The following is a 24,178-nucleotide window of genomic DNA, read 5'->3' as shown; positions in this document are numbered from 1 at the left end:
ATTTCGCAGGGGGGAAAGGGCGCGACCACGCAGCCCGGCTCCGCGGCGGGGCGGATGGACGCGGCATATGCTTGGCGCGCCGTCGCCGAACGGCTATCCGGAAAGCCGAAGGGGGAGACAAATGGCCGATATTTCAATCGGGAGGATCGTGCGGCGCGGGGTGGCGGGGACGATCGATCCCCGCGGGCGCGACGACCGGGTCCAGTTCTGGATCTATTTCGCTATCGTCCTTGCGCCGCTGGTCGCGGTCCAGATGATCGCGCAGGTCGTGCTCACCTTTCCGTCGATCGACCTGCAGGGCGCGATGCAGCCCGATTATGATGCCAGGGCGGCCAATCTGAAGATGATGACCGAGATGTTCGAGGGCATGATCGCGTCGATCTACATCGCGGTGGCGATGCATGCGGTGGCCACGCTGCTGTTGCTGACGGCGACCGCGCGCCGCCTGCACGACCGGGGGCGCAGCGGGCTGTTCGCGTTGATCCTGCCGCTTGCGGCGGTGGTGACGGGCATCGATCAGGCGCGCCGGACCGAGCATATCCTGGGCATGATGCCGAAACTGTCGGCGGAACTGGCCGCGCAAAGCGGCCCGCAACAGCCGAGCGACATTTTCGGGCTGATCGCGAAGATGCAGCCCGAGGCGTCCGGGGCGAGCTGGGCGGCGATCGTTGCCGGCCTCGCGATGCTCGTGCTGGTGATCGAATTGTTGCGCGCCGGGACGCCGGGTCCCAACCGCTTCGGGCCGCAGCCCTGAGGCGTCAATCCTGCCAGGGACCGATTTCGCCGACGTCGCCGATCACGCGGTAGCGCACCGCGTCGCCCTGCCAGGCGACCTCCCACATCGGCGCGGGGCGCGCCCATTCGCCGATCACGAACAGCGGAATCCTGTTCGCCGCGACGAAGGCGAGGTCGTCGGCGGTCGGGCCGGGGACGACGGTTTCGGAGCGCTGGTGCAGCCGGACGACCGCGATCGTCCCGGCGGGCGGCGCGGGCAGCGACTGGCGCACCGGCATCGCGAGGCTGCCGCCGATGTCGGGATGGCCATTGCGGTCGCGGTTGAGCAGCAGAATCTTGTCGGCGGTCGGATAGGGGCCACCGACCGGGCGCCCCGCGACCTTGCGGCCGTTGAGCGCGGCGAACAGGCGCATGTCCTCATCGGCGATCGTGGGGATGGCGGCGGGCCGCGGTGCGGTTTCCACAACCGGCGGCGGGACCACCACCGCCGCACCATCCTGAAGCAGCAACGCAGCCGCCAGCGCGAGCATCGTCAATGCGCTTCGCCCCAGCTCTTGCCGGTGCCGATTTCGACCTCCAGCGGGACCGAAAGCGTCAGCGCCGGTTCGGCGGCGCCCATCATCACGCTGCGGATGACGTCGCCCGCCGCGGCGGCCTTGTCCTCGGGCGCTTCGAAGACGAGTTCGTCATGGACCTGTAGGAGCATTTTTACGTCGGACAGGCCGGCCTCGGCGAGCGCGGCGGGCATGCGCGCCATCGCGCGCTTGATCAGGTCGGCGCTGGTGCCCTGGATCGGCGCGTTGATCGCGGCGCGCTCGCTGCCCGCGCGCTCGTTCTGGCTTGCCGCCTTGATCCGCGGGAACCAGGTCTTTCGCCCGAACAGCGTCTCGGTATAGCCCTTGGCGCGGACGCTCTCCAGCGTGTCGGTGATATAATCGCTGATCCCCGGGAAACGCTCGAAATAGCGCGCGATCAGCGCTTGCGCCTCGTCGGGCGTGACCTCAAGCCGCCCTGCGAGGCCCCAGCGCGAAATGCCGTAGAGGATCGAGAAATTGACCGTCTTGGCCTTGCCGCGCGTGTCGCGGTTGCTTTCGCCGAACAGCTCGATCGCGGTCGCGGCGTGGATGTCCTGCCCCTGCGCAAAGGCTTCCTTCAGTTCGGGCACATCGGCCATATGCGCGGCGAGGCGCAGTTCGATCTGGCTATAGTCGGCCGCGATCAGGACATGACCCGGCGCGGCGATGAAGGCGTCGCGGATCTGGCGCCCGGTCTCGGTGCGGATCGGAATGTTCTGAAGGTTCGGGTCGGTCGAAGACAATCGCCCGGTCTGCGCACCGACGAGGCTGTAACTGGTGTGGACGCGTCCGGTCTTCGCGTTGATCTGCTGCTGCAAGGCGTCGGTGTAGGTGGACTTCAGCTTGGCGAGCTGGCGCCATTCCAATATCTTGCGCGCGATCGGCACGCCGTCGCGTTCGAGCCGTTCGAGCTCGTTCTGGTCGGTCGACCAGTCGCCCGACTTGCCCTTGCGTCCGCCCTTGAGGCCGAGCTTGTCGAACAATATTTCGCCGAGCTGCTTGGGGCTGCCGATGGCGAAGGGCTGGCCCGCGAGGGTGTGGATTTCGCCCTCGATGCGCAGCATTTCGGTCGCGAACTCGCCCGACAGCTTCGCCAGATAGTCGCGATTGACCATGATCCCGGCGCGTTCCATCGCCTCGACGATCGCGGCGAGCGGGCGGTCGACCATTTCGTAAACGCGGGTGCCGCCTTCGAGCGGCAGGCGGACCTTGAGCAGCTTCCACAGGCGCCATGCGACCTCGGCGTCTTCGGCGGCATATTCGGTCGCGCGGTCGAGCTGGACTTCGGCAAAGCTGATCTGCGACTTGCCGGTCCCGCACATCTCCTTGAAGGTGAGGCAGATGTGATCGAGGTGGAGCTTCGCCAGCTCGTCGAGCCCGTGCTGGTGCTTGCCCGCGTCGAGCGCGAAGCTCATCACCAGCGTGTCGTCATAGGGCGCGATCACGATGTCGTGCTGCGCGAGCACACCGATGTCATATTTCAGGTTATGGCCGACCTTGAGCACTGCATCGTCGGCGAACAGCGGGCGCAGGCGATCGAGCGCTTCGGCCAGCGGAATCTGGTCGGGCTTTTCGGCGAACATGTCGGTGCCGCCATGGCCGAGCGGGATGTAACAGGCCTTGCCGGCACCGGTCGACAGGCTGACCCCGACAAGGGTGCCCGTGACGCTGTCGAGGCTCGCGGTTTCGGTGTCGACCGCGACGACATGCGCCGCTTTGGCCATTGCGATCCAGCGGTCGAGCGCCTCGATCGTCGTCACCGTCTCGTAAAGCGAGCGGTCGATCGCCGGCATCGGGGGCAGGGTCGGGGTCGAGGGTGCGCCAGCGGGAACCGGCGCGGGGGCCGCGCCGGTGCGCGGCAGCGTCGGCGGGCCACCGGGGGTCGCGCCGAGATCGAGCTTCGCCGACAGCGAGCGGAAACCATGTTCGTCGAGGAAGAGCTTCAAGGGTTCGGGCGGGATCGCGCCGAGCTTGAGCTGGTCGAGCGTGTCGGGCATCGGCGTGTCGCGCTTCAGCTCGACGAGGATACGCGACAGCCGCGCCATATCGGCATGCTCGATCAGATTGTCGCGCAGTTTCGACGGCTTCATCGTCTCGGCACCCGCGAGCGCCTTTTCGAGGTCGCCATATTCGACGATCAGCTTGGTCGCGGTCTTCGGCCCGACCCCGCGCACGCCGGGGACATTGTCGACCGCGTCGCCCATCAGCGCGAGCACGTCGCCGACGAGGTCGGGGGTGACGCCGAATTTCTCGTTCACCGCGTCGAGGCCGAGGCGGACATTCTTCATCGTGTCGAGCATGTCGACCTGCGGCGCGTCGCCCGCCGGTTCGCGGATCAGCTGCATCAGATCCTTGTCGGAGGAGACGATCGTGACGTCCCAGCCAGCGGCGACCGCCGCCTCGGTATAGCTCGCGATCAGGTCGTCGGCTTCGAAACCCTCAAGCTCGATACACGGCAGCGAGAAGGCGCGCGTCGCGTCGCGGATCAGCGGAAATTGCGGGCGCAGGTCCTCGGGCGGCTCGGGCCGGTTCGCCTTATACTGGTCGTAGATGTCGTTACGGAACGACTTGCTCGAGTGGTCGAGGATCACCGCCAGATGCGTCGGCCCGTCGGCGTCGTGCAGGTCCTTCGCCAGCTTCCACAGCATCGTCGTATAGCCATAGACCGCGCCGACCGGCGTCCCTTGCGGGTTCGTCAGCGGCGGCAGGCGGTGATAGGCGCGGAAGATGTAGCTGGAGCCATCGACCAGATAGAGATGATTCTTTTCCGACATGGCGCGGATGTAGCAGCGACAATGCGCCCTAGCGATAGTCGATGACGAGCTTTGCGGCAGCGGCAACCGCCGCGGCCCGCGCCTCGTCGGTCGTGCCGCCCGCGACCTTTGCGAGCGCAACGCCCATGCGGCGCCAGGGGCGGGTGACGGGCTTGCCGAAAATGCGGGCGTCGACCGACGTTTCGGCGTCGGGCTGGGCCAGTGCTTCGGCGAGGCCGGTGATCGCGAAATCGCTCGCGTCGCGATCGGCCAGCAATACCGCGCTGGCGCTGGCATCGGACACCGCGATCGCGGGGATCGGCAGGCCGAGGATGGCGCGGGCGTGGAGGTCGAATTGCGTCAGCCGCTGCGAGATCAGGGTCACCATGCCGGTGTCGTGCGGGCGGGGCGAGAGTTCGGAGAAGATCACCGCGTCGCCCTTGACGAAAAACTCGACCCCGAAAATGCCGTGGCCGCCCAGCGCATCGACGACCTTGGTCGCCATGTCCTGCGCCGATTGCAACGCGGCGGCCGACATCGCCGCGGGCTGCCAGCTTTCGCGATAGTCGCCGCGTTCCTGGCGGTGGCCGATCGGCGGGCAGAAGGTCACGCCATCCTTGTGGCGCACCGTCAACAGCGTGATTTCATAATCGAAGTCGATGAACGCTTCGGCGATCACGCGCAGCCGGTCGCCGCGCATGCCCGCGGCGGCATAGTCCCAGGCGGCATCGATGTCGGCGGCCGTCTTGACGGTGCTTTGGCCCTTGCCCGATGACGACATCACCGGCTTGACCACGAGCGGGAAGCCGATGCGGTTCGCGGCGGCGGCCAGTTCCTCGCGGGTGGTCGCATATTCGAAGGTCGAGGTGGTGAGCTTCAACTCGCTCGCGGCAAGATCGCGGATCGCGTCGCGGTTCATCGTCAGCTGCGCGGCGCGCGCGCTGGGGACGACATGGAACCCTTCGGCCTCGACCTCGGCGAGGATTTCGGTGCGGATCGCTTCGACCTCGGGCACGATATGGTCGGGGCGATGCTTTTCGATCGTCGCGCGCAGCGCGTCGCCGTCGAGCATCGAGAAGACTTCGAACGCATCCGCGACCTGCATCGCGGGCGCGCCGGCATAGCTGTCGCAGGCAATCACGCGGCATCCGAGGCGCTTCGCCGAAATTACGAATTCACGCCCGAGCTCGCCCGAGCCGAGCAGCAATATGGTGGCGGTGGGGGTCATGGCGCGCTCCGAAGAAAAGGGGATGTTCGCGCTCTAATAATGCACGCGGCGATTGGCCAGCCGATGAATCACAGATCGGCGGCGCGAATTTCGGGAATGAGTTTCCACCATAGTAGCGCGCCCAGCGCGCCCAGCGCTGCGGCCGATGCAAAGGCCCAGCCATAGCCGCCAAGATAGTCGATGATCAGTCCGGTGACGATCGGTCCGACGATGCCCGACACATTGCCCAGCGCATTCTGTACGCCGATCCAGCTTCCCGCGGCGCGGGGACCCGCGAAGATCTGGCCGATCGCGAACAGGTTGGTCGCGATCAGCCCGGTCCCGACCCCGGCGAGCGCCAGCCAGGCGGCGAGGGCGAAAACATTGTCGCTGGCGCCGATCCCCGCGATCGCGGCGGCGGTCGACAAATGGCCCGCGATCATCAGCTTGCGGCGCAGTTCGCCCTCTTCGGCGCCGCGCGCGACCATGCGGTCCGACAGCCATCCCGCGCCCAGCGCGACGACGCCCTGCGTCGTGAAGCCGAGCGTCGTCAGTGCGGTCATCTCGGGAATCGAATAGCCCTCGGTGTTGACGAGATAGAGCGGCAACCAGGCGAGGAGGAAGTAGAAGCCATAGTTGGAGAGGAAATGCACCGTCCCCATTTTCCACAGCGTCGCGATGGCGAGCAGCCGCGTCAGGGAGACGCGCTCGCCGGCGGGCGCGGCGATGCGCTTCGCGCGCAGTGGAGCCGAAGCGATCTGCCAGGGGATGAGCCAGAGCAAGGTTCCCAGCCCGAAAATCCAGAAGACCGGTCGCCATCCCCATTCGCCGAGGATCGCGCCGCCGAACAGCACCCCCACCGCGGGACCAAAGGCGAGCGCCGCGGAGACAGAGGCATTGGCGATGCCGCGGCGCTCGGCCGGAACTTCGGCGGCGAAGATCTTGCTGCTGCCCGGAAAGGCGATGCTCTCGCCGAGCCCGAGGAAAAGGCGCAGCAGAATCAGCGACGCGAGTCCGCCGACGAAACCGGTCAGCGCGGTGCTGATCGCCCAGATCGCTACGCCGATCGCGAAGACGCGATAAACGCAGAAGCGGTCGCACAGCCAGCCGACGAACAGGCAGGCCGACGCATAGACCCAGAAAAAGGCCGAGACGGCAAAGCCGAAGCCGGTGGCGGAGAGCTTCAGCTCTTCCTTCATCAGCGGCGCCGCGACGCCGATCGCGCCGCGGTCGACATAGTTGAGCAGGACCGATAGCGCGATCAGGACGACGATCCAGGTCAGCCGGACGGGGCTGTGCCGCGTGTCGCTGTTCGCTGTCGCCATATCCTGTCCCCCGCCCGGTCCATGGGCTATCACAGCCGGTGAAAGAGGCTAGAAAATTCGGCGGGGCGATTGGGCGCAAGATACGGGACGCGCTTCGCCGCAATCCTCGCCATAGACCGAGCGTCACAGTTCAAGGAATGGCCGCATGACGCATGTTTTCAAAACCATCTGGTCGCCGGTCGGCGAACTGACCCTCGTCGCCGATGCCAACGGCCTCGCCGCGATCCTGTGGGAGAATGACCGGCCGGGCCGCGTCCGCCTCGGTCCGCTGACCGAGGCGCCGGATCATCCGCTGCTGGTCGAGACCGAACGCCAGCTCGGCGAATATTTCGCCGGCGACCGGCGGCGTTTCGATGTGCCGCTCTCCTTCGCCGGGACCGCCTTCCAGAAAAGCGTGTGGGCGGCGCTGCTCGCCATCCCGTTCGGCGAGACGCGCAGCTATGGCGAGGTCGCGGTGCAGATCGGCAAGCCCGGCGCGTCGCGCGCGGTGGGCGCCGCCAACGGCCGCAACCCCATCTCGATCATCGCCCCATGCCACCGCGTGATCGGATCGACGGGGAAACTCACCGGCTTTGCGGGCGGGATGGAGGCGAAACAATATCTGCTCGAACTGGAGCGATAGGCGCGTCGTCGCCTCAATCGATTAGGCACACCGTCCCCGCCCAGATGCTGGTGACCAGCCCGTCGATTCCATCGATGTCGAGCAAGCCGACGAGGTCGCCGGTGCTGAACAAAAGCCCGAGCGACGAATCCTCGACGTCGACCTTGTACGCGGCGTCGAGTTGCTGGCGCGTCGAGCCGACGCCGATGCCCTTCGCGGTGCGTAGCGGCGATTCGCCGCTGTTGATCGTCCAGCCGACGAACTTGTTCTCCTGGAAGGTCAGCTGGAGATCGTCCCTGTAGCTGGTGTAGTCGATTTTGCCGGCGCCGCATTCGGCGCTCGAACCCTTGCCCAGCTGTTCGCCCTGAACGGAGCCGACCATCCGTTCGGCGCTGGCGCGCGGGATACCAAAGGGAACCAGCCTGGCTTTGCCCGATGGCGTTTCGACGATCGACAGCCCGTCGGGAGCCAGCGTCAGCGCGGCGGTGGTTTTGGCGGGCGCGGCCGTGGCGGCAGGCGCGGCGGCGGCGGTTTCGCCGGTCGTTCCCTCTGGCGTCTCCGTTTCGCTGGCCGGCGACGAACAGGCGGCCAGCATCGTCACGACCCAGACCCAGGCGGTTTTCATCGCGTCGCTCCCACTTATGATTTGGGAGCGTTGTAACCCGGTCCTGTCGCAGCCGCGAGCGTTCGTCGAAGGCCTTGCCGATGGCGTCGATCCATCCCCGGCGCCGATCGCGGGTTTCTAATTGCTGCGCTGGCGCAGGCTTGCCGGGGAAAAGCCGAACCGGCTCTTGAAGGCGTTGGAAAGATGCGCCTGATCGGCAAAGCCGCAGCGGTGTGCGATGTCGACCAGCGCCGCGCCGCGGCGCGCCAGGTCCATCGCGGTCGACAGGCGGATGTCCTGCAGGAAGCCGTGCGGGGTGACGCCGACCTCGCGCTTGAACTCGCGCGCGAAATGGGCGCAGGAATAGCCGAGGCGGTCGGCCATGTCCTGGACACCGATCTTCTGGTCCAGATGCTGCTCGATCCAGGCGCGCAGATCGGCGACCATATAGGGCGCGATGCCGCCGCGCGCCGATGCGGCGGGCGACGCGGGCGCGCGTTGGTGCATCGCCAGGATGAAGCTGTCGATCAGCGACTGGGCGAGCGCGCGATCGCCGCTCGTATCGCGTTGCTCGTGGCAGAGCTGCTCGATCAGCGCCTGGAACAACAGCGACAAAATCTGGTCATGATCCGACCAGCCCGCCGTGTCGTCGGAACCCCGCCGCGACCCCAGCGCCGGATGGTCGACGATCGCAAAGGCCCAGCGAGTCCACAGATCGTGCCGGATATTGAGCGGGGTACCCGCGGGATGGATGAACAATTGATGCGAGGGCAGGGTGGCGGGAACCCATCGGCCATTTTCGTGGATTTCGACCGCCAGCGGCTGCCCGGTGATCTGCATGCCGATCAAATGGCCTTGCAGCATAAGCGACCGGACGTCGCAGCCGCGATTGTGGCCGACCTCCAGATGCATCCCGCGCCAGCCCTTTTGCGACGAACAGCGTTCGACGACCAGGTCTGACTGGTGGCGCGCATAGATCGCGCGATCACTCTTAAAGAAGCTTCCCAGCATCCTTGCCTCCCGCGATGCCGTGCTTTGATGCGCGGTCGTCGACAGCTTATCACGCCCGGTCGGGCATGGAAAGATATCTAGTCAGTCGATTAATTAGCAGGATTCTACAAATTAGCAGGAATCGTCAAGAGCCGGGCGCGCAGCCTTCCTAAGAGCGGGTCATGAGACCGGCAACCTTCCAATCCCCCCGCATGCCCGCAGCCCGCAATGCGCTGACCCATCTTGACCGATTGGAGTCGGAGGCGATTCACATCATGCGCGAGGTGCTGGCGGATGCGGCGGCGCCGGTGATGCTGTATTCGGTGGGCAAGGACAGCGCGGTGATGCTGCACCTGGCGCGCAAGGCTTTCTATCCCTCGCCGCCGCCGTTCCCGCTGCTCCACGTCGATACGACGTGGAAGTTCCAGGCGATGTATGAGCTGCGCGACCGGATGGCGGCCGAGAGCGGCATGGAGTTGCTCGTCTACCAGAACCCCGAGGCGAAGGCGCGCGGGATCAACCCGTTCGACCATGGCCCGCTGCACACCGACATGTGGAAGACCGAGGGGCTGAAGCAGGCGCTCGATTTGCACGGCTTCGACGTCGCCTTTGGCGGCGCGCGCCGCGACGAGGAGAAGAGCCGGGCGAAGGAACGCATCTTCTCGTTCCGCACCGCGAGCCACGGCTGGGACCCCAAGAAGCAGCGCCCCGAGCTGTGGAACCTCTACAATGCCCGCAAGGCGAAGGGCGAGAGCATCCGGGTGTTCCCGATCTCGAACTGGACCGAGCTCGACATCTGGCAATATATCGCCCGCGAGGCCATTCCCATCGTGCCGCTCTACTTCGCGGCGCCGCGCCCGACGGTGGAGCGCGATGGGCTCCTCCTCATGGTCGACGACGACCGCTTCCCGCTCAAGGACGGCGAGGTGCCCGTGACCCGCTCGATCCGCTTCCGCACCTTGGGCTGCTACCCGCTCACCGGCGCGGTCGAGAGCGAGGCGGCGACCTTGAGCGAGGTCATCCAGGAGATGCTGCTGACCACCACGAGCGAGCGGCAGGGCCGCGCGATCGACAAGGACGGCGGCGACGCGTCGATGGAGAAGAAGAAGCAGGAGGGGTATTTTTGACCCGCCGCGTCAATCTTCAGATTGACGAAGGGTCAACCCCCGCGAAGGCGGGGGTCGCCAGCGGCGGAGTACCCACGCCAACGGCCCCCGCCTTCGCGGGGGCGACGAGTAAGGCCATATGACCAAAACATCTACCGACCCCATCTATGTCACCGACGCGCTGATCGCCGAGGATATCGACGCTTACCTTGCGCAGCATCAGCAAAAGTCGCTGCTCCGCTTCATCACCTGCGGCTCGGTCGACGACGGCAAGTCGACGCTGATCGGGCGGCTGCTCTACGACAGCAAGATGATCTTCGAGGATCAGCTGGCGGCCTTGGAAGCCGACAGCAAGCGCGTCGGCACCCAAGGCGGCGAGATCGACTTTGCCCTCCTCGTCGACGGCCTCGCCGCCGAGCGCGAGCAGGGGATCACGATCGACGTCGCCTACCGCTTCTTCACCACCGAGAAGCGCAAGTTCATCGTCGCCGACACCCCGGGGCACGAGCAGTACACGCGCAACATGGTCACCGGCGCCTCGACCGCCGACCTCGCGGTGATCCTGATCGACGCGCGCAAGGGCGTGCTCACCCAGACGCGGCGCCACAGCTTCCTCGCGCACCTGATCGGCATCCGCCATATCGTGCTCGCGGTGAACAAGATGGACCTCGTCGACTACGACAAGGCCGTCTTCGAGCGCATCCTGCTCAGCTACCGGGCGTTCGCGACCGAGATCGGCATCACCCAGTTCACCGCGATCCCGATCTCGGGGTTCAAGGGCGATAACATCACCGCCCTGTCGGACAACACCCCCTGGTACAAGGGACCGGCGCTGGTCGAGCATCTCGAGAGCGTCGAGGTCGCCGCGCAGCGCGATGTTGAGACGCCGTTCCGCATGCCGGTGCAATGGGTCAACCGCCCGAACCTCGACTTCCGCGGCTTCTCCGGCCTCATCGCGGGCGGTTCGGTCAAGCCGGGCGATGCGGTGCGCATCCTGCCGAGCGGCAAGACCTCGACCGTCAGCCGCATCGTGACGCTCGATGGTGATCTCGAAGAGGCCGTCGCAGGGCAGTCGGTGACGATCTGCCTCGCCGACGAGGTCGACTGTTCGCGCGGCGATGTCATCGCGCTCGCCGACGCGCCGCCCGAGGTCGCCGACCGCTTCGAGGCGACCCTCGTGTGGATGGCCGACGAGGCGATGATCGCGGGGCGCGCTTACTGGCTCAAGCTCGCGACCCAGACCGTCTCGGCGACGGTGCAGGCGCCGAAGTATGAGATCAACGTCAACACCCTCGATCATCTGGCGGCGAAGACGCTCGAGCTCAACGGCATCGGCGTCGTCGAGGTCGCGACCGACAAGCCGCTGGTGTTCGAAGCCTATGGCGAGAACCGCAGCCTCGGCGGGTTCATCCTGATCGACAAGCTGACCAATGCGACGGTCGCGGCGGGCATGCTGCACTTCAGCCTGCGCCGCGCCCAGAATGTCCATTGGCAGGCGCTCGACATCGGCCGCGAGGCGCACGCCGCGCTCAAGAACCAGAAGCCCGCGGTGCTCTGGTTCACCGGCCTCTCGGGCTCGGGCAAGTCGACGATCGCCAATCTGGTCGAGAAGAAGCTGCACCGGATGAACCGGCATACCTTCCTCCTCGACGGCGACAATGTCCGCCACGGGCTGAACAAGGACCTCGGCTTTACCGAGGCCGACCGGATCGAGAACATCCGCCGCGTCGGCGAGGTCGCCAAGCTGATGACCGACGCCGGGCTGATCGTGATCACCGCGTTCATCAGCCCGTTCAAGGTCGAACGCGACATGGTGCGATCGATGCTCCCCGCGGGCGAGTTCGTCGAGATCTTCGTCGATACGCCGCTGGTCGAAGCCGAGAAGCGCGACGTCAAGGGCCTCTACAAAAAGGCGCGCGCCGGCCAGCTCAAAAACTTCACCGGTATCGACAGCCCTTACGAAGCGCCCGAAGATGCCGAAATCAGGATAGACACCACCGCGATGACCCCCGAAGAGGCGGCCGACCTGATCGTGGACAGGCTGATCGAATGAGCGCCGTCATGGACGACGCCGCGCTCGCCGCGCATCTCGCCGAAAGCGCGGGACGCATCCTGCTCCTCGTGCGCGACTCCGGCCTCTTCGCCGGCAAGGCGCTCGGCAAGGCGGGCGACCAGGTCGCGAACCAGTTCCTGATCCATGCGCTGCGCGAACAGCGCCCCGATGACGGCCTGCTCTCGGAAGAAAGCCAGGACACCCCCGACCGGCTCGGCAAGCGCCGCGTCTGGATCATCGACCCGCTCGACGGCACGCGCGAATATGGCGAGGGTCGCAGCGACTGGGCGGTGCATGTCGCACTCGCGATCGACGGCTTGCCCGTCATCGGTGCGGTCGCGCTGCCCGGCCTCGACGGCGGCATCCTGCTCGCCACCGACCGCGCGGGCCCGCTCCCCGATGCCGCCGCGCGCCCGCGCCTCGCGGTCAGCCGCACCCGCCCCGCCGCCGAAGCGCTGGCGGTCGCCGAAAAACTCGGCGCTGAACTCGTCCCGATGGGGTCGGCGGGCGCCAAGGCGATGGCGGTCGTCCGCGGCGAGGTCGACATCTATCTCCACAGCGGCGGCCAGTACGAATGGGACAGCGCCGCGCCCGCGGCGGTCGCGCTCGCGCACGGCCTCCACGCCTCGCGCATCGACGGCGCGCCGCTCGTCTACAACCAGCGCGACGTGGCGATGCCCGACCTGCTGATCTGCCGCAAGGACATGGCCGACGGCCTGCTCGCGGCGTGCCGCAATTCACACATCGGGGGGAAAGACGCATGACGGGTTTCGACACGGCGGACGGCGCGCGCGCGCTGGCCGCGGCGCGCGCGGAGAGCGGCATCGACCGCGAAGAACCACAGGATTTCCGCGCCGCGCTCGACGCCTTCTACCATTTCGCGCGCCGCAACACGCCGACCCCCGAGGGTCTCGCGCAGCTCGACACGATGGTGCGGCGCCTGCTGATCAACCGGCTGCGCTTCGCCGACGACCGCGCGCGCCACCCCGAAATCCTGACCGAAAATGTCGCCGACCCGATCGTCGTGCTCGGTTTCCCGCGCAGCGGCACCACGGTGCTGCAGCGGATGATGTCGGCCGATCCGGCGATGCAGTCGCTCAAATTCTGGCGCCTGCTCAACCCCGCGCCCTTCCCGGGCGATGCGCCGCATGAACCCGGCGGGCGGCTGGCCTATGCCGAGGCGGTCGCCGACGCGATCCGCACCGGCAATCCCGCGCTCCACGCCGCGCACCCCGCGGTCGCCGACGACGCCGACGAGGACTGGAATCTCCATCATCTCAGCTTCGAGCATGTCGGCCAAATCTACACCGGCGTCCCCGATGCCGATTATCTCGCCCATCTTCGCACGCTGCCGCGCCGTCCGAGCTACGCCTATGTCGCCGACCTGCTGCGCTATCTGCAATGGCAGGACGGCGGCCGCCGCGGGCGCAAATGGATATTGAAGAGCCCGGTGCATGTCGGCCATCTCGAGGAGATGCTTGCCTGTCATCCCGGCGCGACCTTCGTCTATGCGCGCCGCGATTTTCGCACCGTCGTCGCCTCCTTCTGCAACGCGCTCGAAGCCGCAGGACAGCCGTATCTGACGCGCTCGGCCGCCGCGATCGGGCGTATCGCGCTCGAATATTGGGTCCCCGAAATGCATCGCTTCCAACAGGCGCGCGTCCGGCTCGGGGCGCGGCTCAAGATGATCGAGGTCGATTATCGCGAGATGCTCGCCGACCCGATCCCGCATATCCGCGAGATTTATGCGCAGGCCGGGACGCGTTTGTCGGACGATGGCGAAGCCGCGATCCGCGCGTGGATCGCCGACAATCCCGCCGGCAAGCACGGCATCAACCAATATTCGCTGGAACGGTACGAACTGACCGATGCGATGGTCGACGAGGCCTTTGGCTTCCTCGACGCCACCAGCAAGGAGACCAGGGCCCATGTCTGATATCGCAACCGGCTATACGCAATTTCTCGAAGCAGCCCGCGAGGTCGAGGCGATCATTCGCGCCCACCCCGGCACCACCGACGCGGACCTGGCGGAGGGCTATCATTATCTGTCGGGCATGTGGATTTTCCACGTCGAACGCGCGTTCAAAAGCTATGACGTCGATCGTCCGGCCTTTGTGCGCGACATGGACAATGTCCGCACCTGGGGCCTGCCCACCCCCGACCATCATTATTACAGCGCCCAGATCGACGGCACCGGCGTCTATCGCCTGTTCGGCAATCGCGGCACCACCGTCGATTATTGCTTCGAACTCGTATCGGGGCTCGCCGGCGACGACGGGGTCGTCGGCGACCGCATCGGCGTGCTTGAATCGAGCCGGTTGCAGATCGAGGCCGACGGCCATTTCGAACTGTGGATCGGCGGCCCCGAACGGCCCGGCAACTGGATGCCCTGCGACCAGCGCGCGCGCTGCCTGTTCGTGCGTCAGACCGTCAACGACTGGCTGACCGAACAGCCGACCCCGATGCTGATCGAGCGGATGGACAAGCCGACCCCGATTCCCCGGCGACCGGCGCTGGCCGACGTCCAGAAGCTCTATGCCATCGCGGCGAAAAACATGGTCGACCAGGTGCGGTTTCTCGACGATTTCGCGCAAAACTGGGGCAAGATATTGCCGGTCAACGCCTATCCGGCGCCGAGCGTGGGACCCGCGGATGCCGGCTATTTCCCCGGACAGTATAATACCAAGGGCCGCTGGGAAGTGCCGGCGGGCAAAGCGCTCGTCATCACCATCGAACCGAACGACGCGCGGTACCAGAGCCTCGCGCTCGCGCATCCGCTGTGGTTCAACAGCCTGTCGCCGCGCTCGGTCCAGTCGAGCATCACCGGGGCGCAATCGCTGGCGTCTAGCGACGGGCGGTTTCGCTATGTGATCGCTGGCGAGGACCCCGGGGTCTGGAACTGGCTCGACACCACCGGCATCACCTCGGGCTTCATCTTCATGCGGTTCCAGCAGCTCGCCTCGCGCACCCCGCCGGGCGCGCCGCAGACCAGGCTCGTGTCGCTCGCCGCGGTGCGCGACGCATTTCCCGCCGACGAACCGCGCGTCTCGCCGACCGAGCGTCAGGCGATCTCGCGGTTGCGGCGGCTCTCGGCCGACCGGCGCTATGCTTGAAGGGCCGCCGGGCGCCGGACCCGGATCGAATAATGTCACTTGATAACAAGGATATGGGGAGAGAGAAGATGATTGTTTCGCACAAAATCCTGATGGGTTCGACCGCCATTCTGATGGCGATGGCCGCGGTGCCCGCCGCCGCGCAGAGCGATCCGGCGGTGCCCGCCGTCGCCGAGGACGACGGCAACGACGGCATCATCGTCGTGACCGCGCAGCGGCGCGAGGAAGCGCTGCAGGACGTTCCGATCGCGGTGTCGGCGTTCCAGGGCGATCAGCTCCAGTCGACCGGTATCGACGGCCTCCGGCAATTGTCGCAGATGGCGCCGTCGCTGGTGGTGCCCGAGGGCGGCAGCCAGTCGGTGCCCTATATCCGCGGCGTCGGCAGCCGCAACATCACCCCGGGCAACGAGTCGAGCGCGGCGGTCTATATCGACGGCGTCTATCAGACCGACAAGACCGGCATCCTGCTCCAGACCTTTCCCGAGGTCGAATCGATCCAGGTGCTGCGCGGGCCGCAGGGCACCTTGTTCGGGCGCAACGCCACCTCGGGCGCGATCCTGATCTCGACGAAGAAGCCGAGCCAGGATTTCGGCGGCATGGTCGAGGGGACGTTGGGGACCGACGATCGCGGCGCGCGCGCCTATGTCACCACCGGGCTTGGCGAGAACCTCGCCTTCAGTGTCAGCGGTTTCTACCGCTATGAAACGCCCTACATCACCAACCGCAACCCGTCGAACGGCATCGGCAAGCGCACTGGCGAAGAGGAAACCTATGGTTTCCGGGGCAACCTATTGTTCGAGAGCGGCGATTTCTCGGCCATGGTGCAGGGCAATTATATCAAGGGCTATACGACGCCGATCATGGCGATGCAGCCCGCGCCGGGATCGCCTTTCTCGATCGGCGAGGCGGTGTCGGGGGTCGATATCCGCAATCCGAAGCGCAGCTATTATGGCGAGGTGCCGCCCGAGGTGCGCTACGACAGCTGGGGGACGTCGCTCCACCTCGACTATGACCTTGGCGACATCGCGATCAGCTCGACCAGCGCCTATACGCGCAGCGGTTCGGGGGTTCAGCTCGATCTCGACCTGTCGCCCGCCTCGGTCTTCTGGTTCGACACCGACCTCAAGGGCCGCACCTGGCAACAGGAATTGCTGGTGTCGTCGAAAGGCAGCGCGCCCTTCCAGTGGCTGCTCGGCGGATTCTACATCAATTATCGCGACGGCTACACGCAACTCGACCAATATGTCGGGCTTCCGGTTCCGAGCAAACTCCAGCCGCATGTCATTCCGCAACGGCTGCTCGACCTGTCGGCGCTCGGCCTCGGGCCGACGTCGGGGCTCGCCTATATCGATCTCAGCACCTTCGTGAAAATCGAATCGGTCGGGCTGTTCGGCGAGGCGTCGTACGAGTTCGGGCAGGGGACAAAGATCACCGCCGGGCTGCGCTACACCGACGAGACAGCGACGCTCGACGCCGACAATGGCAAGGTCACCTATGTCCCCGACGGCGCCGGCGGGGTCATCGCGATCCCGCAGACGATCGGCGACGTCTGCACCGCCGATCCGCAATGCGACGGGCTGAGCACCGGCTTTTCGGAACTGACCTATCGCCTCGTCCTCGACCATAAATTCTCGGACGATCTGCTCGTCTATGCGAGCTACAATCGCGGCTTCAAGAGCGGGGTGTACAACATCTCCTCGCTGTCGGCGCGCGCGACCGAGCCCGAAACGATCGATGCCTTCGAGGTCGGGCTGAAATCGCAGCTGTTCGACCGCAAGCTGACGCTCAACCTCGCGGGCTATTATTATAAATACGACAATCTGCAGGTGCCGGTGGTCGATCCCGCCACCAACACGCAGATTTCGATCAACGCGGCGAAGGCGACGATTTCGGGGCTGGAGGCCGAAATGTCGTTCCGCCCCGACGACCGGCTGACGCTGAACACCAGTTTTTCGACCTATTTCCAGTCGGAATATGACAGCTTCCCGAACTGCGAAATCTATCGCCCCGCGGGGGTCGGGCTGGCGCTCGCGACCAACGCCGATTGCTCGGGCCAGGATCTGCCGGTCACGCCGAACATCATGGCCAGTATATCGGCGAACTATAAGCTGCCGCTCGGCCGCGACGGCGAGCTCGAATTGGCGGGGCTGCTCAGCTACACCGACGAATTCGACCATGCGACCCACGGTTTCTATCCGGCGGGGATCGATGCCGGCGGCAATCCCTATCCGGCGGGCGAGGGCCGGGCGCCGATCCAGAAATCGCTGACGACGCTCAACCTGTCGGCGACCTTCCGGCCGCTGAAGGACAATCTCTACGTTACCGTCTGGGGCCGCGACCTGCTCAACCAGGGCGACCGCGTGTTCCGCAACATGCAGACGACGACATTCGGCTATTCGACGGCGCTCGGCCGCGGGATCACCGGGGGCGTCACGATCGGCTATAAATTCGGTTCGTGACGGCGTGACGAGGCGGCGGGGCGGCGAAAAGGCGATAAGGGCATCGCCGGCGGTCCCGCCGCCTTAGTGAATTGGTGTTGATAGGAACGGGCATGCAGATCCTCCCCACGCGAAGCGATGGGGAGGTGGCAGCCCGCAGGGCTGACGGAGGGGGCGACGCCGTCAGACGTCAGCGCAAGGCCAGACCCCTCCACCACCGCTTCGCGGCGGTCCCCCTCCCCATGGCTTTGCCAAGGGGAGGATCTTTATGTCCGCCTCTCACCGATCAACCCACCGGCGCATCGCGCAAAATGATATCGGCGCCGCGCCACGCCATCGCCATCGTCGGGCCATTGGTGTTGCCCGACGGGATCGCGGGCATGATCGAGGTGTCGATGATACGCAGCCCCTCCACGCCGCGCACACGCAGCGCCGGATCGACGACCGAGGCGTCGTCCTTGCCCATCCTGCAGCTGCCCACCGCATGATAGCCGCAGGTCCCGAACCGGTCATAGGCATCGAGGATTTCGGCGTCGGTGGCGAAGGTAGGCCCGGGCAGCGTCTCTTCCGATATCATGCCCGCCAGCGGTTCCTGCTTCGCATAGTCACGCATCACGCGCACCGCGCCCGCCATCGCGGCGCGATCCTCGTCGGTGTCGCGGTAATTGGGCTTGAAGCTCGCCGCCGTATCGGGGTCGCGTGTCGCGATATGGATGCTGCCGCGCGAGGTCGGGCGCAGCGGATAGATCACCGCGTTGATCCCCGGATGTTTTTCGAGCTGCGTGCGCTGCGTCGCCATGTCGAAGCTGAACGGCGCGATCAGCATCTGGACGTCGGGGCGGTTGAGCCCGGGGCGCGACTTGAACCAGCCACCGATCTCATAGGCCGCCGCCGACATCGGGCCGTCGCCGGTGAGATAATATTGGAGCGTCGCGAGCAGCAGCCGCCAGCCGCCGAAGACGCGGTTCTGCGACAGCGCCGCTTTGGTCAGCTTCCACTGCATGATGATACCGCGATGCTCGATCAGCCCTTCGCCGACCTGCGGACTATGATGGACGAGCGAAATGCCAAGCGCGGCGAGGCGGCTCGCGTCGCCGATCCCCGATCGTTCGAGGATCGCCGGGCTCGCCATCGCGCCGCCGCACAGGATCACCTCATGGCGTACGTCGATCCGCTCGCGCTGGCCGCCCTGGACGACCTCGACTCCGACCGCGCGGGTGCCGTCGAAGATCACGCGGTCGACGGTGCGGTCGGTGAGGACGGTGAGGTTGGGGCGCTTTTCGGCGGGGCGCAGGAACGCCTGCGCGGCGCTCTGGCGCTTGCCCTTCCAGATCGTACGCGGGGCATAGCCGATCGCGACCTGATCGTCGGGGGCGTTGATGTCGGGCTTGTTCGCCCAGCCCATCGCCTCGCCCGCCGCGACCTGCGCGTCCGAAATCGGCAGGCGCTGGGTCGGCATCGATATCTTCATCGGCCCCGCATCGCCGCGCGTTTCGCCCGCGCCGAGTTCGTGATTCTCGAAGGCGCGATAGGCGGCGCCGATATGCTCCCAGCTCCAGTCGTCGCTCGACTGTTCGGCGATCGCGTCGAAATCGGCGGGCTGGCCGCGCACGTACATCATGCCGTTGACCGACGACGACCCGCCGAGCACGCGCCCGCGCACCCATGCCTCGGACTGGCCCGCGGTCGATGCCTCGGGCTCGCTCATATGCACCCACAGATGCTTGGGATCCTGCATCACCTTGGCCAGGCCCTTGGGCATCGAAATGAACGGATGGCGGTCGCGCGGCCCCGCTTCGATCAGCGCGACCGTCACCGCCGGATTCGCCGACAAGCGATAGGCGAGCACGCAGCCGGCGGCGCCCGCACCGCAGATAATATAGTCGAAGTCCATGACCCTATCCCTTCGATTCCGGCCATTTTTACGGCGCTTTCACCCGCACCATAAAAAACTATTGTTATTAGGTAAAGGGTCGAATAGGCTGAGGCCAACGAAAAGGAGAGGATTGGCGATATGGGTGAAGTTCGTGAAATTGCGCGCCCCGCCCGCAAACTGACCACGCTCGCCGATCTGACCCCGAGCCAGATCGAGGCGATCCGTAAGATCCCCGCCGAAAAGGACGCGGTCGTGGTCCCCTTCGGCGCGACCCGCCCCAACGCGATCTTCACCGGCCAGGACCGCTATGACCGCGAGCAGGAGGGGATCTTCCGCCGCTTTCCGGTCCCTGTCACCCTTTCGGCGCTGCTCGAACCCGGCAGCATCGTCGCTAACGACAGCTATGGTTTCCCCATGCTCGTCTCGCGCACCCGCGACGGCACGATCAAGGCCTTCGTCAACGCGTGCCAGCACAAGGGCTCGAAGATCATCGAGGATTGCGCGGTCCACAAGCAGAGCCGCATGACCTGTCCCTATCACGCCTGGACCTATGGCATCGACGGCAAGCTGATCGGCGTGTCGCGCAGCGAGGCTTTTCAGGGGCTCGACAAGAACCAGCGTGGGCTGATCGAGCTCGAAGCGCGCGAGTGGGGCGGGATCGTCTATGTCCAGCTCAACCGCGACATCCCGGCCGACTGGTCGAACCTGTCGCAGCAGGTCGCTGACGATTTCGACGCGCTCGGCATCGGATCGGCGCATGTCTATGGCCGCAAGACGTTCGATTTGCAGGCGAACTGGAAGGTCGTGCTCGAACCCTTCCTCGAGGGTTATCATGTCCAGCGGCTCCACGCCGCGTCGATCGGCGACCGCTTTCAGGACGCGCCGAACATCGTCGACATGTTCGGGCCGAACATCCGGCAAGTGTCGGGGCGCATCGGCTATGTCCCCGAAATACTGGACGAAGAGGCCGACGGCAATGTCCACAAGCTGGTGACCCACGCTTACACGACCTTCCCCAACTGCGTCGTGGTGACCAGCCAATATTATATCAGCGTCATGCTGCTGATGCCGCGCGGTCCCGCCCGAACGACGGTCGAATATTTCATGCTTACCCCCGAAGCGGCGTCGACGCCGAAGGCCGAGGAGGTGTTTGCGCGCTCTTATGAGCTGATCCTCAGCGTCTTTGGCGGCGAGGATTTCCGGGCGGCCGAGATCAGCCAGCAGGGGCTGAACGCCGGGGTGCCCGAAGAAACGATCTATTGCGGGCTCGAGACCAATATCATCCATTATTATGAAGCGATCGAAGCACTGCTGTAACGACGGACCCGGCGATAGATCGGACAGAGAGGGACTGAATGGCGCAGACATTGCCGGGTGCGATGGATTGGTGGGCGCGGATGCGGCCCGAGCAGCCCGCGGTGGTGCTCGGCGGCGACCGGCTGAGCTATGGCGAATATAAGGCCTGGTCCGACCGCGTCGCCGCGATGCTGGAGGCCGACGGACTGCAGCCGGGCGATCGCGTCGCGATCTGTTCGACCAACAGCCTCGCCTATTGCGCGCTGATCATGGGGATCATCCGCGCGGGCGGGATCGTCAATCCGGTCAATTTCCGCTTCACGCCGCGCGAAATCCGCGAGTTGTGCGAGACGACCGAACCGCGCTTTGCCTTTGCCGCCCCCGATTTCGAGGCAAATGTGGAGGCGGCGGGGCTGGCCCCACGCCCGATGGCCGAGATCGAGGCGCTGCGCCACGCCGCGCCCGTCTTGCCGAAGCACGACCCGGTGCCCGACGCGCCGGTGGTCATCATCGCGACGAGCGGGTCGACCGCGAAGCCCAAGGGGGTGGTCTTCACCAACCGCTCGATGACCGCCTATGCCGCCTGCTGGGCGGTCGAGGAGACGGCATCGTCGCCGGGGTCGCGCGTCATCACGCTCGCGCCGCTCAACACCTCGGCGGGCTTCGTCCAGCTCGTCCATTATACTGTGCAGGGGTGCACCGTTTATATGGAGCCGGCCTTCGTCCCCGACGCGATCCTGCAACTGATCCAGGACGAAAAAATCAGCTGTTTCGGCGGTGTCCCGACCTTCTTCGAGGCGATCACCCGCAGTCCCGGCTTCGCCGACGCCGACCTCTCGTCGATCCGCCTCGCGACTGCGGGCGGAGCGCGCGTCAGCCGGCAATTGCTCGACACCTGGAAGGCCAAGGGCATCACGATCCGGCAAATCTATGGCCAGACCGAAGTCGGCGGAAACGCGACGATGATGCCCGAGCATCTGGCGATCGAAGAACCCGAGAAATGCGGCTGGGGCGGGGTCTTCATGGATTTGCGCGTGGTGCGGCCCGACGGAAGCGACTGCGACCCCGGCGAACCCGGCGAGATATTGATGCGCTCGCCCGGCATGATGCAGGGCTATTGGCGCAATCCGGAGGAGACCGCGAAGGCGATCCGTGGCGGATGGCTCTATTCGGGCGACATCGGCATGCTCGACGAACGCGGCTTGCTGACCTTTGTCGATCGGATGAAGGACCTGATCATTTCGGGCGGACTCAACATCTCGGCCGCCGAGGTCGAGCGGGTGGTGTGCGAGTTTCCGGGGGTGATCGAGGCGCTGGCGATCGCCGCGCCCGATCCGAAGTTCGGCGAGACGCCTTTCGTCGTTTATCACGGCGCCGCCGAGGTCGATGTCGCGGCGCTGATCGACCACTGCAACTCGAACCTGTCGAACTACAAGGTGCCGCGTTACGTCGCTTTCTCTGCCGACCCGCTGCCGCGGCTCGCGACCGGAAAATTGTCGAAGCCCGCGGTGCGCGAAGCCTATGCCGGCGCTCATGAGATGATGGAGCGCGTCAGATGAGGAGCCGTCGATGACCGCCGCCCAACTCGCCGCCGCGCCGGTGCCGCCGCACATTCCGGCGCATCTGGTGTTCGATTTCGACATCTATGCCGATCCGCGCATCGGCGAGGATGTGCAGGGCACTTACGCCGCCGCGCTGTCGGACGCGCCCGACATTTTCTGGAGCCGGCTCAACGGCGGGCACTGGATCGTCAAGAGCTTCGATGCGATCAGCCAGATCGTGCTCGACCCCGAGCATTTTTCGGTGCGCGAAATGCAGATTCCGCGCGTCAAGAACCCGCCCTTCATGATCCCGCTAAGCCTCGATCCGCCCGAAAACCTGCCCTATCGCCGCGCGATGATGCCGATGTTCGGACCGAGTGCGATCAAGGCGCTCGAACCGCGGATCCGCGAATGGGCGGCCGAATTCGTCGAGGCGGTCGCGGGCAAGGGCGCATGCGATTTCCAGGCCGATGTGTCGAAGGTGTTTCCGGTCAGCGTCTTCATGGAGCTGATGGGCATGGACCTCGCGCGGTTGCAGGATTTCCGCCATCTCGCCGAGGATTTCTTCTCAGCACAGAATGACGAAGCCGAATTAGGGCGGCTGAGCGCGTTGATCCTCGGTGAACTCAAGGGCCTGATCGCGGAGAAGCGCGCCGCGCCCGACGGCAAGCTGATGTCGCACTTCATCACCGTCGACGTCGACGGCCGGACGATGAGCGACGATGAAATTCTCGCTATGAGCTTCGTGCTTTTCCTCGGCGGCATGGACACGGTCACCAACGTCACCGGCTTCGCCTTCCAGCAGCTCGCGCAGATGCCCGAAGTGCAGGCGCGGCTCGCCGCCGATCCGTCGCTGATCCCTGCTTTCGCCGACGAGGCGGTCCGCCTCTATGGCGTCGTCAACACCCCGCGGCTGGTGGTGCAGGACCAGCAGATCGGCGAGGCGCAGTTCCGCGAAGGCGAGATGGTGCTCAATATCCTCTGCCTCGGCAGCCGCGACCCAGCCAAGTTCGAGAATCCCAATATCTTCGATCTCGATCGCAAGAAGACCGCGCACCTGACCTTTTCGTCGGGGCCGCATCTGTGCGTCGGCCATGTCCTCGGCCGCGCCGAGCTGCGCATACTGACCGAGGAATGGGTGAAGCGCATCCCGGCCTTCCGCGCGACTCCCGGCGAGCGCCACGCCTTTCGCATCGGCACGGTGATGGCGCTCGAAGCGCTGCCGATCGAATGGGCGGTTTGACCTAGTCGGCGTCGCCGAGCGGCGCGCCGATGGTATCCGTGCCCAGGCGGCGCCTGACGCCGACCAGGAACATGCGCAGCGCCTCGACGAACATCTCTTCGTCGCCAAAGGGATTGTCGTCCACAGCTTTGGCGAAGTAAGGATATTTGGCCGCATCGACCGCCGGGATCACCGGGATGCCGCGCACCTGAGCCGACGCCTCGAACAGCGCGGTTCCGAAGGTATATTTCTCAATCGCATCGATCACGGTCAGGTGGATCGACGGGGGGTAGGGTTCCTCGGACGCCGCGCGTTCATAGGCGGCGAGCAGCAGGTGACGCGGGAAATAGCGCAGCATCAGCGGCGCGGCATTGGGATGTTTGAGCAGGGTGCGGCGGGTCACCACGCAGCGCGCGATGATCTGTTCCTCGAAGGACAGCGCGGGATCGTTCACCGTCGGGATGCGCACGAACATCATGCGCGCGACCTCCTGGAGCAGTTCCGACTTGTCCTTGAAATGATGGTAGAGTGAGGGCGGCCGCACTCCGAGTTTGCGCGCGACGAGGTTGAGGCTCAGTTCCTCAAGCCCGACCTCGTCGATCACCTCAAGCGCGGCCTCGGCCGCATTAGCGCGCGATATCAGCGGTTTGGATGGCCGTGCCAACGAAATTTTCCCCTTGCCCAAATTGCTCATGGCAGCGCGGGCGGGCGCGTGCCAGTACAAAAACGCCGCCGCTTGGGGT

At 65.7% G+C, this 24,178-nt stretch carries 19 protein-coding genes; 11 read left to right on the top strand and 8 right to left on the bottom strand.

Annotated elements, in window-relative coordinates; all coding sequences use genetic code 11:
• The first annotated feature begins 121 nt into the window (after positions 1–121).
• Entirely contained in the window at positions 122–754 is a 633-nt protein-coding gene (locus tag EEB18_RS05585) for a DUF805 domain-containing protein (protein WP_187141589.1), read from the top strand.
• Between the two features lie 4 nt (positions 755–758).
• On the opposite strand, the gene EEB18_RS05580 is transcribed toward EEB18_RS05585, so the two are convergent.
• From EEB18_RS05580 to EEB18_RS05565, 4 genes are all read right to left on the bottom strand, one after another.
• The gene (locus tag EEB18_RS05580; protein ID WP_187141642.1) at positions 759–1,265 is read right to left on the bottom strand and encodes a hypothetical protein; all 507 of its coding nucleotides are present in this window, start codon (positions 1,263–1,265) and stop codon (positions 759–761) included.
• A 2-nt stretch (positions 1,266–1,267) separates the two neighbouring features.
• Positions 1,268–4,084: a DNA polymerase I gene (polA, locus tag EEB18_RS05575; protein ID WP_187141588.1), complete on the bottom strand. Its 2,817-nt coding sequence runs from the start codon at positions 4,082–4,084 to the stop codon at positions 1,268–1,270.
• Between the two features lie 28 nt (positions 4,085–4,112).
• Positions 4,113–5,291, bottom strand: coding sequence for a formate-dependent phosphoribosylglycinamide formyltransferase (purT, locus tag EEB18_RS05570; RefSeq protein ID WP_187141587.1), 1,179 nt, complete (start codon positions 5,289–5,291; stop codon positions 4,113–4,115).
• Between the two features lie 68 nt (positions 5,292–5,359).
• The gene (locus EEB18_RS05565; RefSeq protein WP_187141586.1) at positions 5,360–6,595 is read right to left on the bottom strand and encodes an MFS transporter; all 1,236 of its coding nucleotides are present in this window, start codon (positions 6,593–6,595) and stop codon (positions 5,360–5,362) included.
• A 145-nt stretch (positions 6,596–6,740) separates the two neighbouring features.
• Here EEB18_RS05565 and EEB18_RS05560 point away from each other — a divergent pair, with 145 nt between their 5' ends.
• Positions 6,741–7,217, top strand: coding sequence for a methylated-DNA--[protein]-cysteine S-methyltransferase (locus tag EEB18_RS05560; protein WP_187141585.1), 477 nt, complete (start codon positions 6,741–6,743; stop codon positions 7,215–7,217).
• A gap of 13 nt (positions 7,218–7,230) precedes the next feature.
• Here EEB18_RS05560 and EEB18_RS05555 read toward each other — a convergent pair whose 3' ends face one another.
• Positions 7,231–7,821 carry a hypothetical protein gene (locus tag EEB18_RS05555; protein ID WP_187141584.1) on the bottom strand — a complete coding sequence of 197 codons (591 nt, stop codon included), beginning with the start codon at positions 7,819–7,821 and terminating at the stop codon, positions 7,231–7,233.
• Between the two features lie 117 nt (positions 7,822–7,938).
• Positions 7,939–8,811: a helix-turn-helix domain-containing protein gene (locus EEB18_RS05550; RefSeq protein ID WP_187141583.1), complete on the bottom strand. Its 873-nt coding sequence runs from the start codon at positions 8,809–8,811 to the stop codon at positions 7,939–7,941.
• Positions 8,812–9,002: 191 nt separating this feature from the next.
• Here EEB18_RS05550 and cysD point away from each other — a divergent pair, with 191 nt between their 5' ends.
• The 6 genes from cysD to EEB18_RS05520 all read left to right on the top strand — a co-directional run bounded on the left by cysD (position 9,003) and on the right by EEB18_RS05520 (position 17,521).
• Positions 9,003–9,917 carry a sulfate adenylyltransferase subunit CysD gene (gene cysD / locus EEB18_RS05545; protein ID WP_187669084.1) on the top strand — a complete coding sequence of 305 codons (915 nt, stop codon included), beginning with the start codon at positions 9,003–9,005 and terminating at the stop codon, positions 9,915–9,917.
• Between the two features lie 118 nt (positions 9,918–10,035).
• Positions 10,036–11,949: a sulfate adenylyltransferase subunit CysN gene (cysN, locus tag EEB18_RS05540; protein ID WP_187669083.1), complete on the top strand. Its 1,914-nt coding sequence runs from the start codon at positions 10,036–10,038 to the stop codon at positions 11,947–11,949.
• Positions 11,946–12,713 (top strand): 3'(2'),5'-bisphosphate nucleotidase CysQ, encoded by a 768-nt coding sequence (locus EEB18_RS05535; RefSeq protein WP_187142337.1) that lies wholly within the window; start codon positions 11,946–11,948, stop codon positions 12,711–12,713. The genes cysN and EEB18_RS05535 overlap by 4 nt, the downstream gene beginning before the upstream one ends.
• Positions 12,710–13,885 carry a sulfotransferase family protein gene (locus EEB18_RS05530; RefSeq protein WP_187142338.1) on the top strand — a complete coding sequence of 392 codons (1,176 nt, stop codon included), beginning with the start codon at positions 12,710–12,712 and terminating at the stop codon, positions 13,883–13,885. Before EEB18_RS05535 ends, EEB18_RS05530 begins: the two co-directional genes overlap by 4 nt.
• Positions 13,878–15,062 carry a hypothetical protein gene (locus EEB18_RS05525; protein WP_187142339.1) on the top strand — a complete coding sequence of 395 codons (1,185 nt, stop codon included), beginning with the start codon at positions 13,878–13,880 and terminating at the stop codon, positions 15,060–15,062. Before EEB18_RS05530 ends, EEB18_RS05525 begins: the two co-directional genes overlap by 8 nt.
• 68 nt (positions 15,063–15,130) lie before the next feature.
• Positions 15,131–17,521: a TonB-dependent receptor gene (locus EEB18_RS05520; RefSeq protein ID WP_187142340.1), complete on the top strand. Its 2,391-nt coding sequence runs from the start codon at positions 15,131–15,133 to the stop codon at positions 17,519–17,521.
• Between the two features lie 265 nt (positions 17,522–17,786).
• Here the strand turns inward: EEB18_RS05520 and EEB18_RS05515 are convergent, their stop codons facing one another.
• Positions 17,787–19,394, bottom strand: coding sequence for a GMC family oxidoreductase (locus tag EEB18_RS05515; protein WP_187142341.1), 1,608 nt, complete (start codon positions 19,392–19,394; stop codon positions 17,787–17,789).
• A 120-nt stretch (positions 19,395–19,514) separates the two neighbouring features.
• On the opposite strand from EEB18_RS05515, the gene EEB18_RS05510 reads away from it, so the two are divergent.
• Genes EEB18_RS05510 through EEB18_RS05500 form a run of 3 tightly spaced genes read left to right on the top strand, consistent with a single transcriptional unit; the run spans position 19,515 to position 23,456 of the window.
• On the top strand, positions 19,515–20,693 hold the full coding sequence (locus EEB18_RS05510) for an aromatic ring-hydroxylating oxygenase subunit alpha (RefSeq protein WP_187142342.1): 1,179 nt from the start codon (positions 19,515–19,517) through the stop codon (positions 20,691–20,693).
• Between the two features lie 38 nt (positions 20,694–20,731).
• Entirely contained in the window at positions 20,732–22,231 is a 1,500-nt protein-coding gene (locus tag EEB18_RS05505) for a class I adenylate-forming enzyme family protein (RefSeq protein ID WP_187142343.1), read from the top strand.
• A 10-nt stretch (positions 22,232–22,241) separates the two neighbouring features.
• Positions 22,242–23,456, top strand: coding sequence for a cytochrome P450 (locus EEB18_RS05500; RefSeq protein WP_187142344.1), 1,215 nt, complete (start codon positions 22,242–22,244; stop codon positions 23,454–23,456).
• 1 nt (position 23,457) lies between these two features.
• Here EEB18_RS05500 and EEB18_RS05495 read toward each other — a convergent pair whose 3' ends face one another.
• Positions 23,458–24,099 (bottom strand): TetR/AcrR family transcriptional regulator, encoded by a 642-nt coding sequence (locus EEB18_RS05495; RefSeq protein ID WP_056351936.1) that lies wholly within the window; start codon positions 24,097–24,099, stop codon positions 23,458–23,460.
• Positions 24,100–24,178: the final 79 nt, after the last annotated feature.

The organism is Sphingopyxis sp. OPL5 (assembly GCF_003797775.2).
In the GTDB taxonomy this organism is placed as follows: domain Bacteria; phylum Pseudomonadota; class Alphaproteobacteria; order Sphingomonadales; family Sphingomonadaceae; genus Sphingopyxis.
This window is presented reverse-complemented; position numbering and strand designations above follow the sequence as displayed.

What these genes read in the sequence shown, in the direction of transcription:
- EEB18_RS05585 (WP_187141589.1), top strand. Translation starts at nt 122, where the DNA reads ATGGCCGATATTTCAATCGGGAGGATCGTGCGGCGCGGGGTGGCGGGG.
- EEB18_RS05580 (WP_187141642.1), bottom strand. Translation starts at nt 1,265, where the DNA reads ATGCTCGCGCTGGCGGCTGCGTTGCTGCTTCAGGATGGTGCGGCGGTG.
- polA (WP_187141588.1), bottom strand. Translation starts at nt 4,084, where the DNA reads ATGTCGGAAAAGAATCATCTCTATCTGGTCGATGGCTCCAGCTACATC.
- purT (WP_187141587.1), bottom strand. Translation starts at nt 5,291, where the DNA reads ATGACCCCCACCGCCACCATATTGCTGCTCGGCTCGGGCGAGCTCGGG.
- EEB18_RS05565 (WP_187141586.1), bottom strand. Translation starts at nt 6,595, where the DNA reads ATGGCGACAGCGAACAGCGACACGCGGCACAGCCCCGTCCGGCTGACC.
- EEB18_RS05560 (WP_187141585.1), top strand. Translation starts at nt 6,741, where the DNA reads ATGACGCATGTTTTCAAAACCATCTGGTCGCCGGTCGGCGAACTGACC.
- EEB18_RS05555 (WP_187141584.1), bottom strand. Translation starts at nt 7,821, where the DNA reads ATGAAAACCGCCTGGGTCTGGGTCGTGACGATGCTGGCCGCCTGTTCG.
- EEB18_RS05550 (WP_187141583.1), bottom strand. Translation starts at nt 8,811, where the DNA reads ATGCTGGGAAGCTTCTTTAAGAGTGATCGCGCGATCTATGCGCGCCAC.
- cysD (WP_187669084.1), top strand. Translation starts at nt 9,003, where the DNA reads ATGCCCGCAGCCCGCAATGCGCTGACCCATCTTGACCGATTGGAGTCG.
- cysN (WP_187669083.1), top strand. Translation starts at nt 10,036, where the DNA reads ATGACCAAAACATCTACCGACCCCATCTATGTCACCGACGCGCTGATC.
- EEB18_RS05535 (WP_187142337.1), top strand. Translation starts at nt 11,946, where the DNA reads ATGAGCGCCGTCATGGACGACGCCGCGCTCGCCGCGCATCTCGCCGAA.
- EEB18_RS05530 (WP_187142338.1), top strand. Translation starts at nt 12,710, where the DNA reads ATGACGGGTTTCGACACGGCGGACGGCGCGCGCGCGCTGGCCGCGGCG.
- EEB18_RS05525 (WP_187142339.1), top strand. Translation starts at nt 13,878, where the DNA reads ATGTCTGATATCGCAACCGGCTATACGCAATTTCTCGAAGCAGCCCGC.
- EEB18_RS05520 (WP_187142340.1), top strand. Translation starts at nt 15,131, where the DNA reads ATGATTGTTTCGCACAAAATCCTGATGGGTTCGACCGCCATTCTGATG.
- EEB18_RS05515 (WP_187142341.1), bottom strand. Translation starts at nt 19,394, where the DNA reads ATGGACTTCGACTATATTATCTGCGGTGCGGGCGCCGCCGGCTGCGTG.
- EEB18_RS05510 (WP_187142342.1), top strand. Translation starts at nt 19,515, where the DNA reads ATGGGTGAAGTTCGTGAAATTGCGCGCCCCGCCCGCAAACTGACCACG.
- EEB18_RS05505 (WP_187142343.1), top strand. Translation starts at nt 20,732, where the DNA reads ATGGCGCAGACATTGCCGGGTGCGATGGATTGGTGGGCGCGGATGCGG.
- EEB18_RS05500 (WP_187142344.1), top strand. Translation starts at nt 22,242, where the DNA reads ATGACCGCCGCCCAACTCGCCGCCGCGCCGGTGCCGCCGCACATTCCG.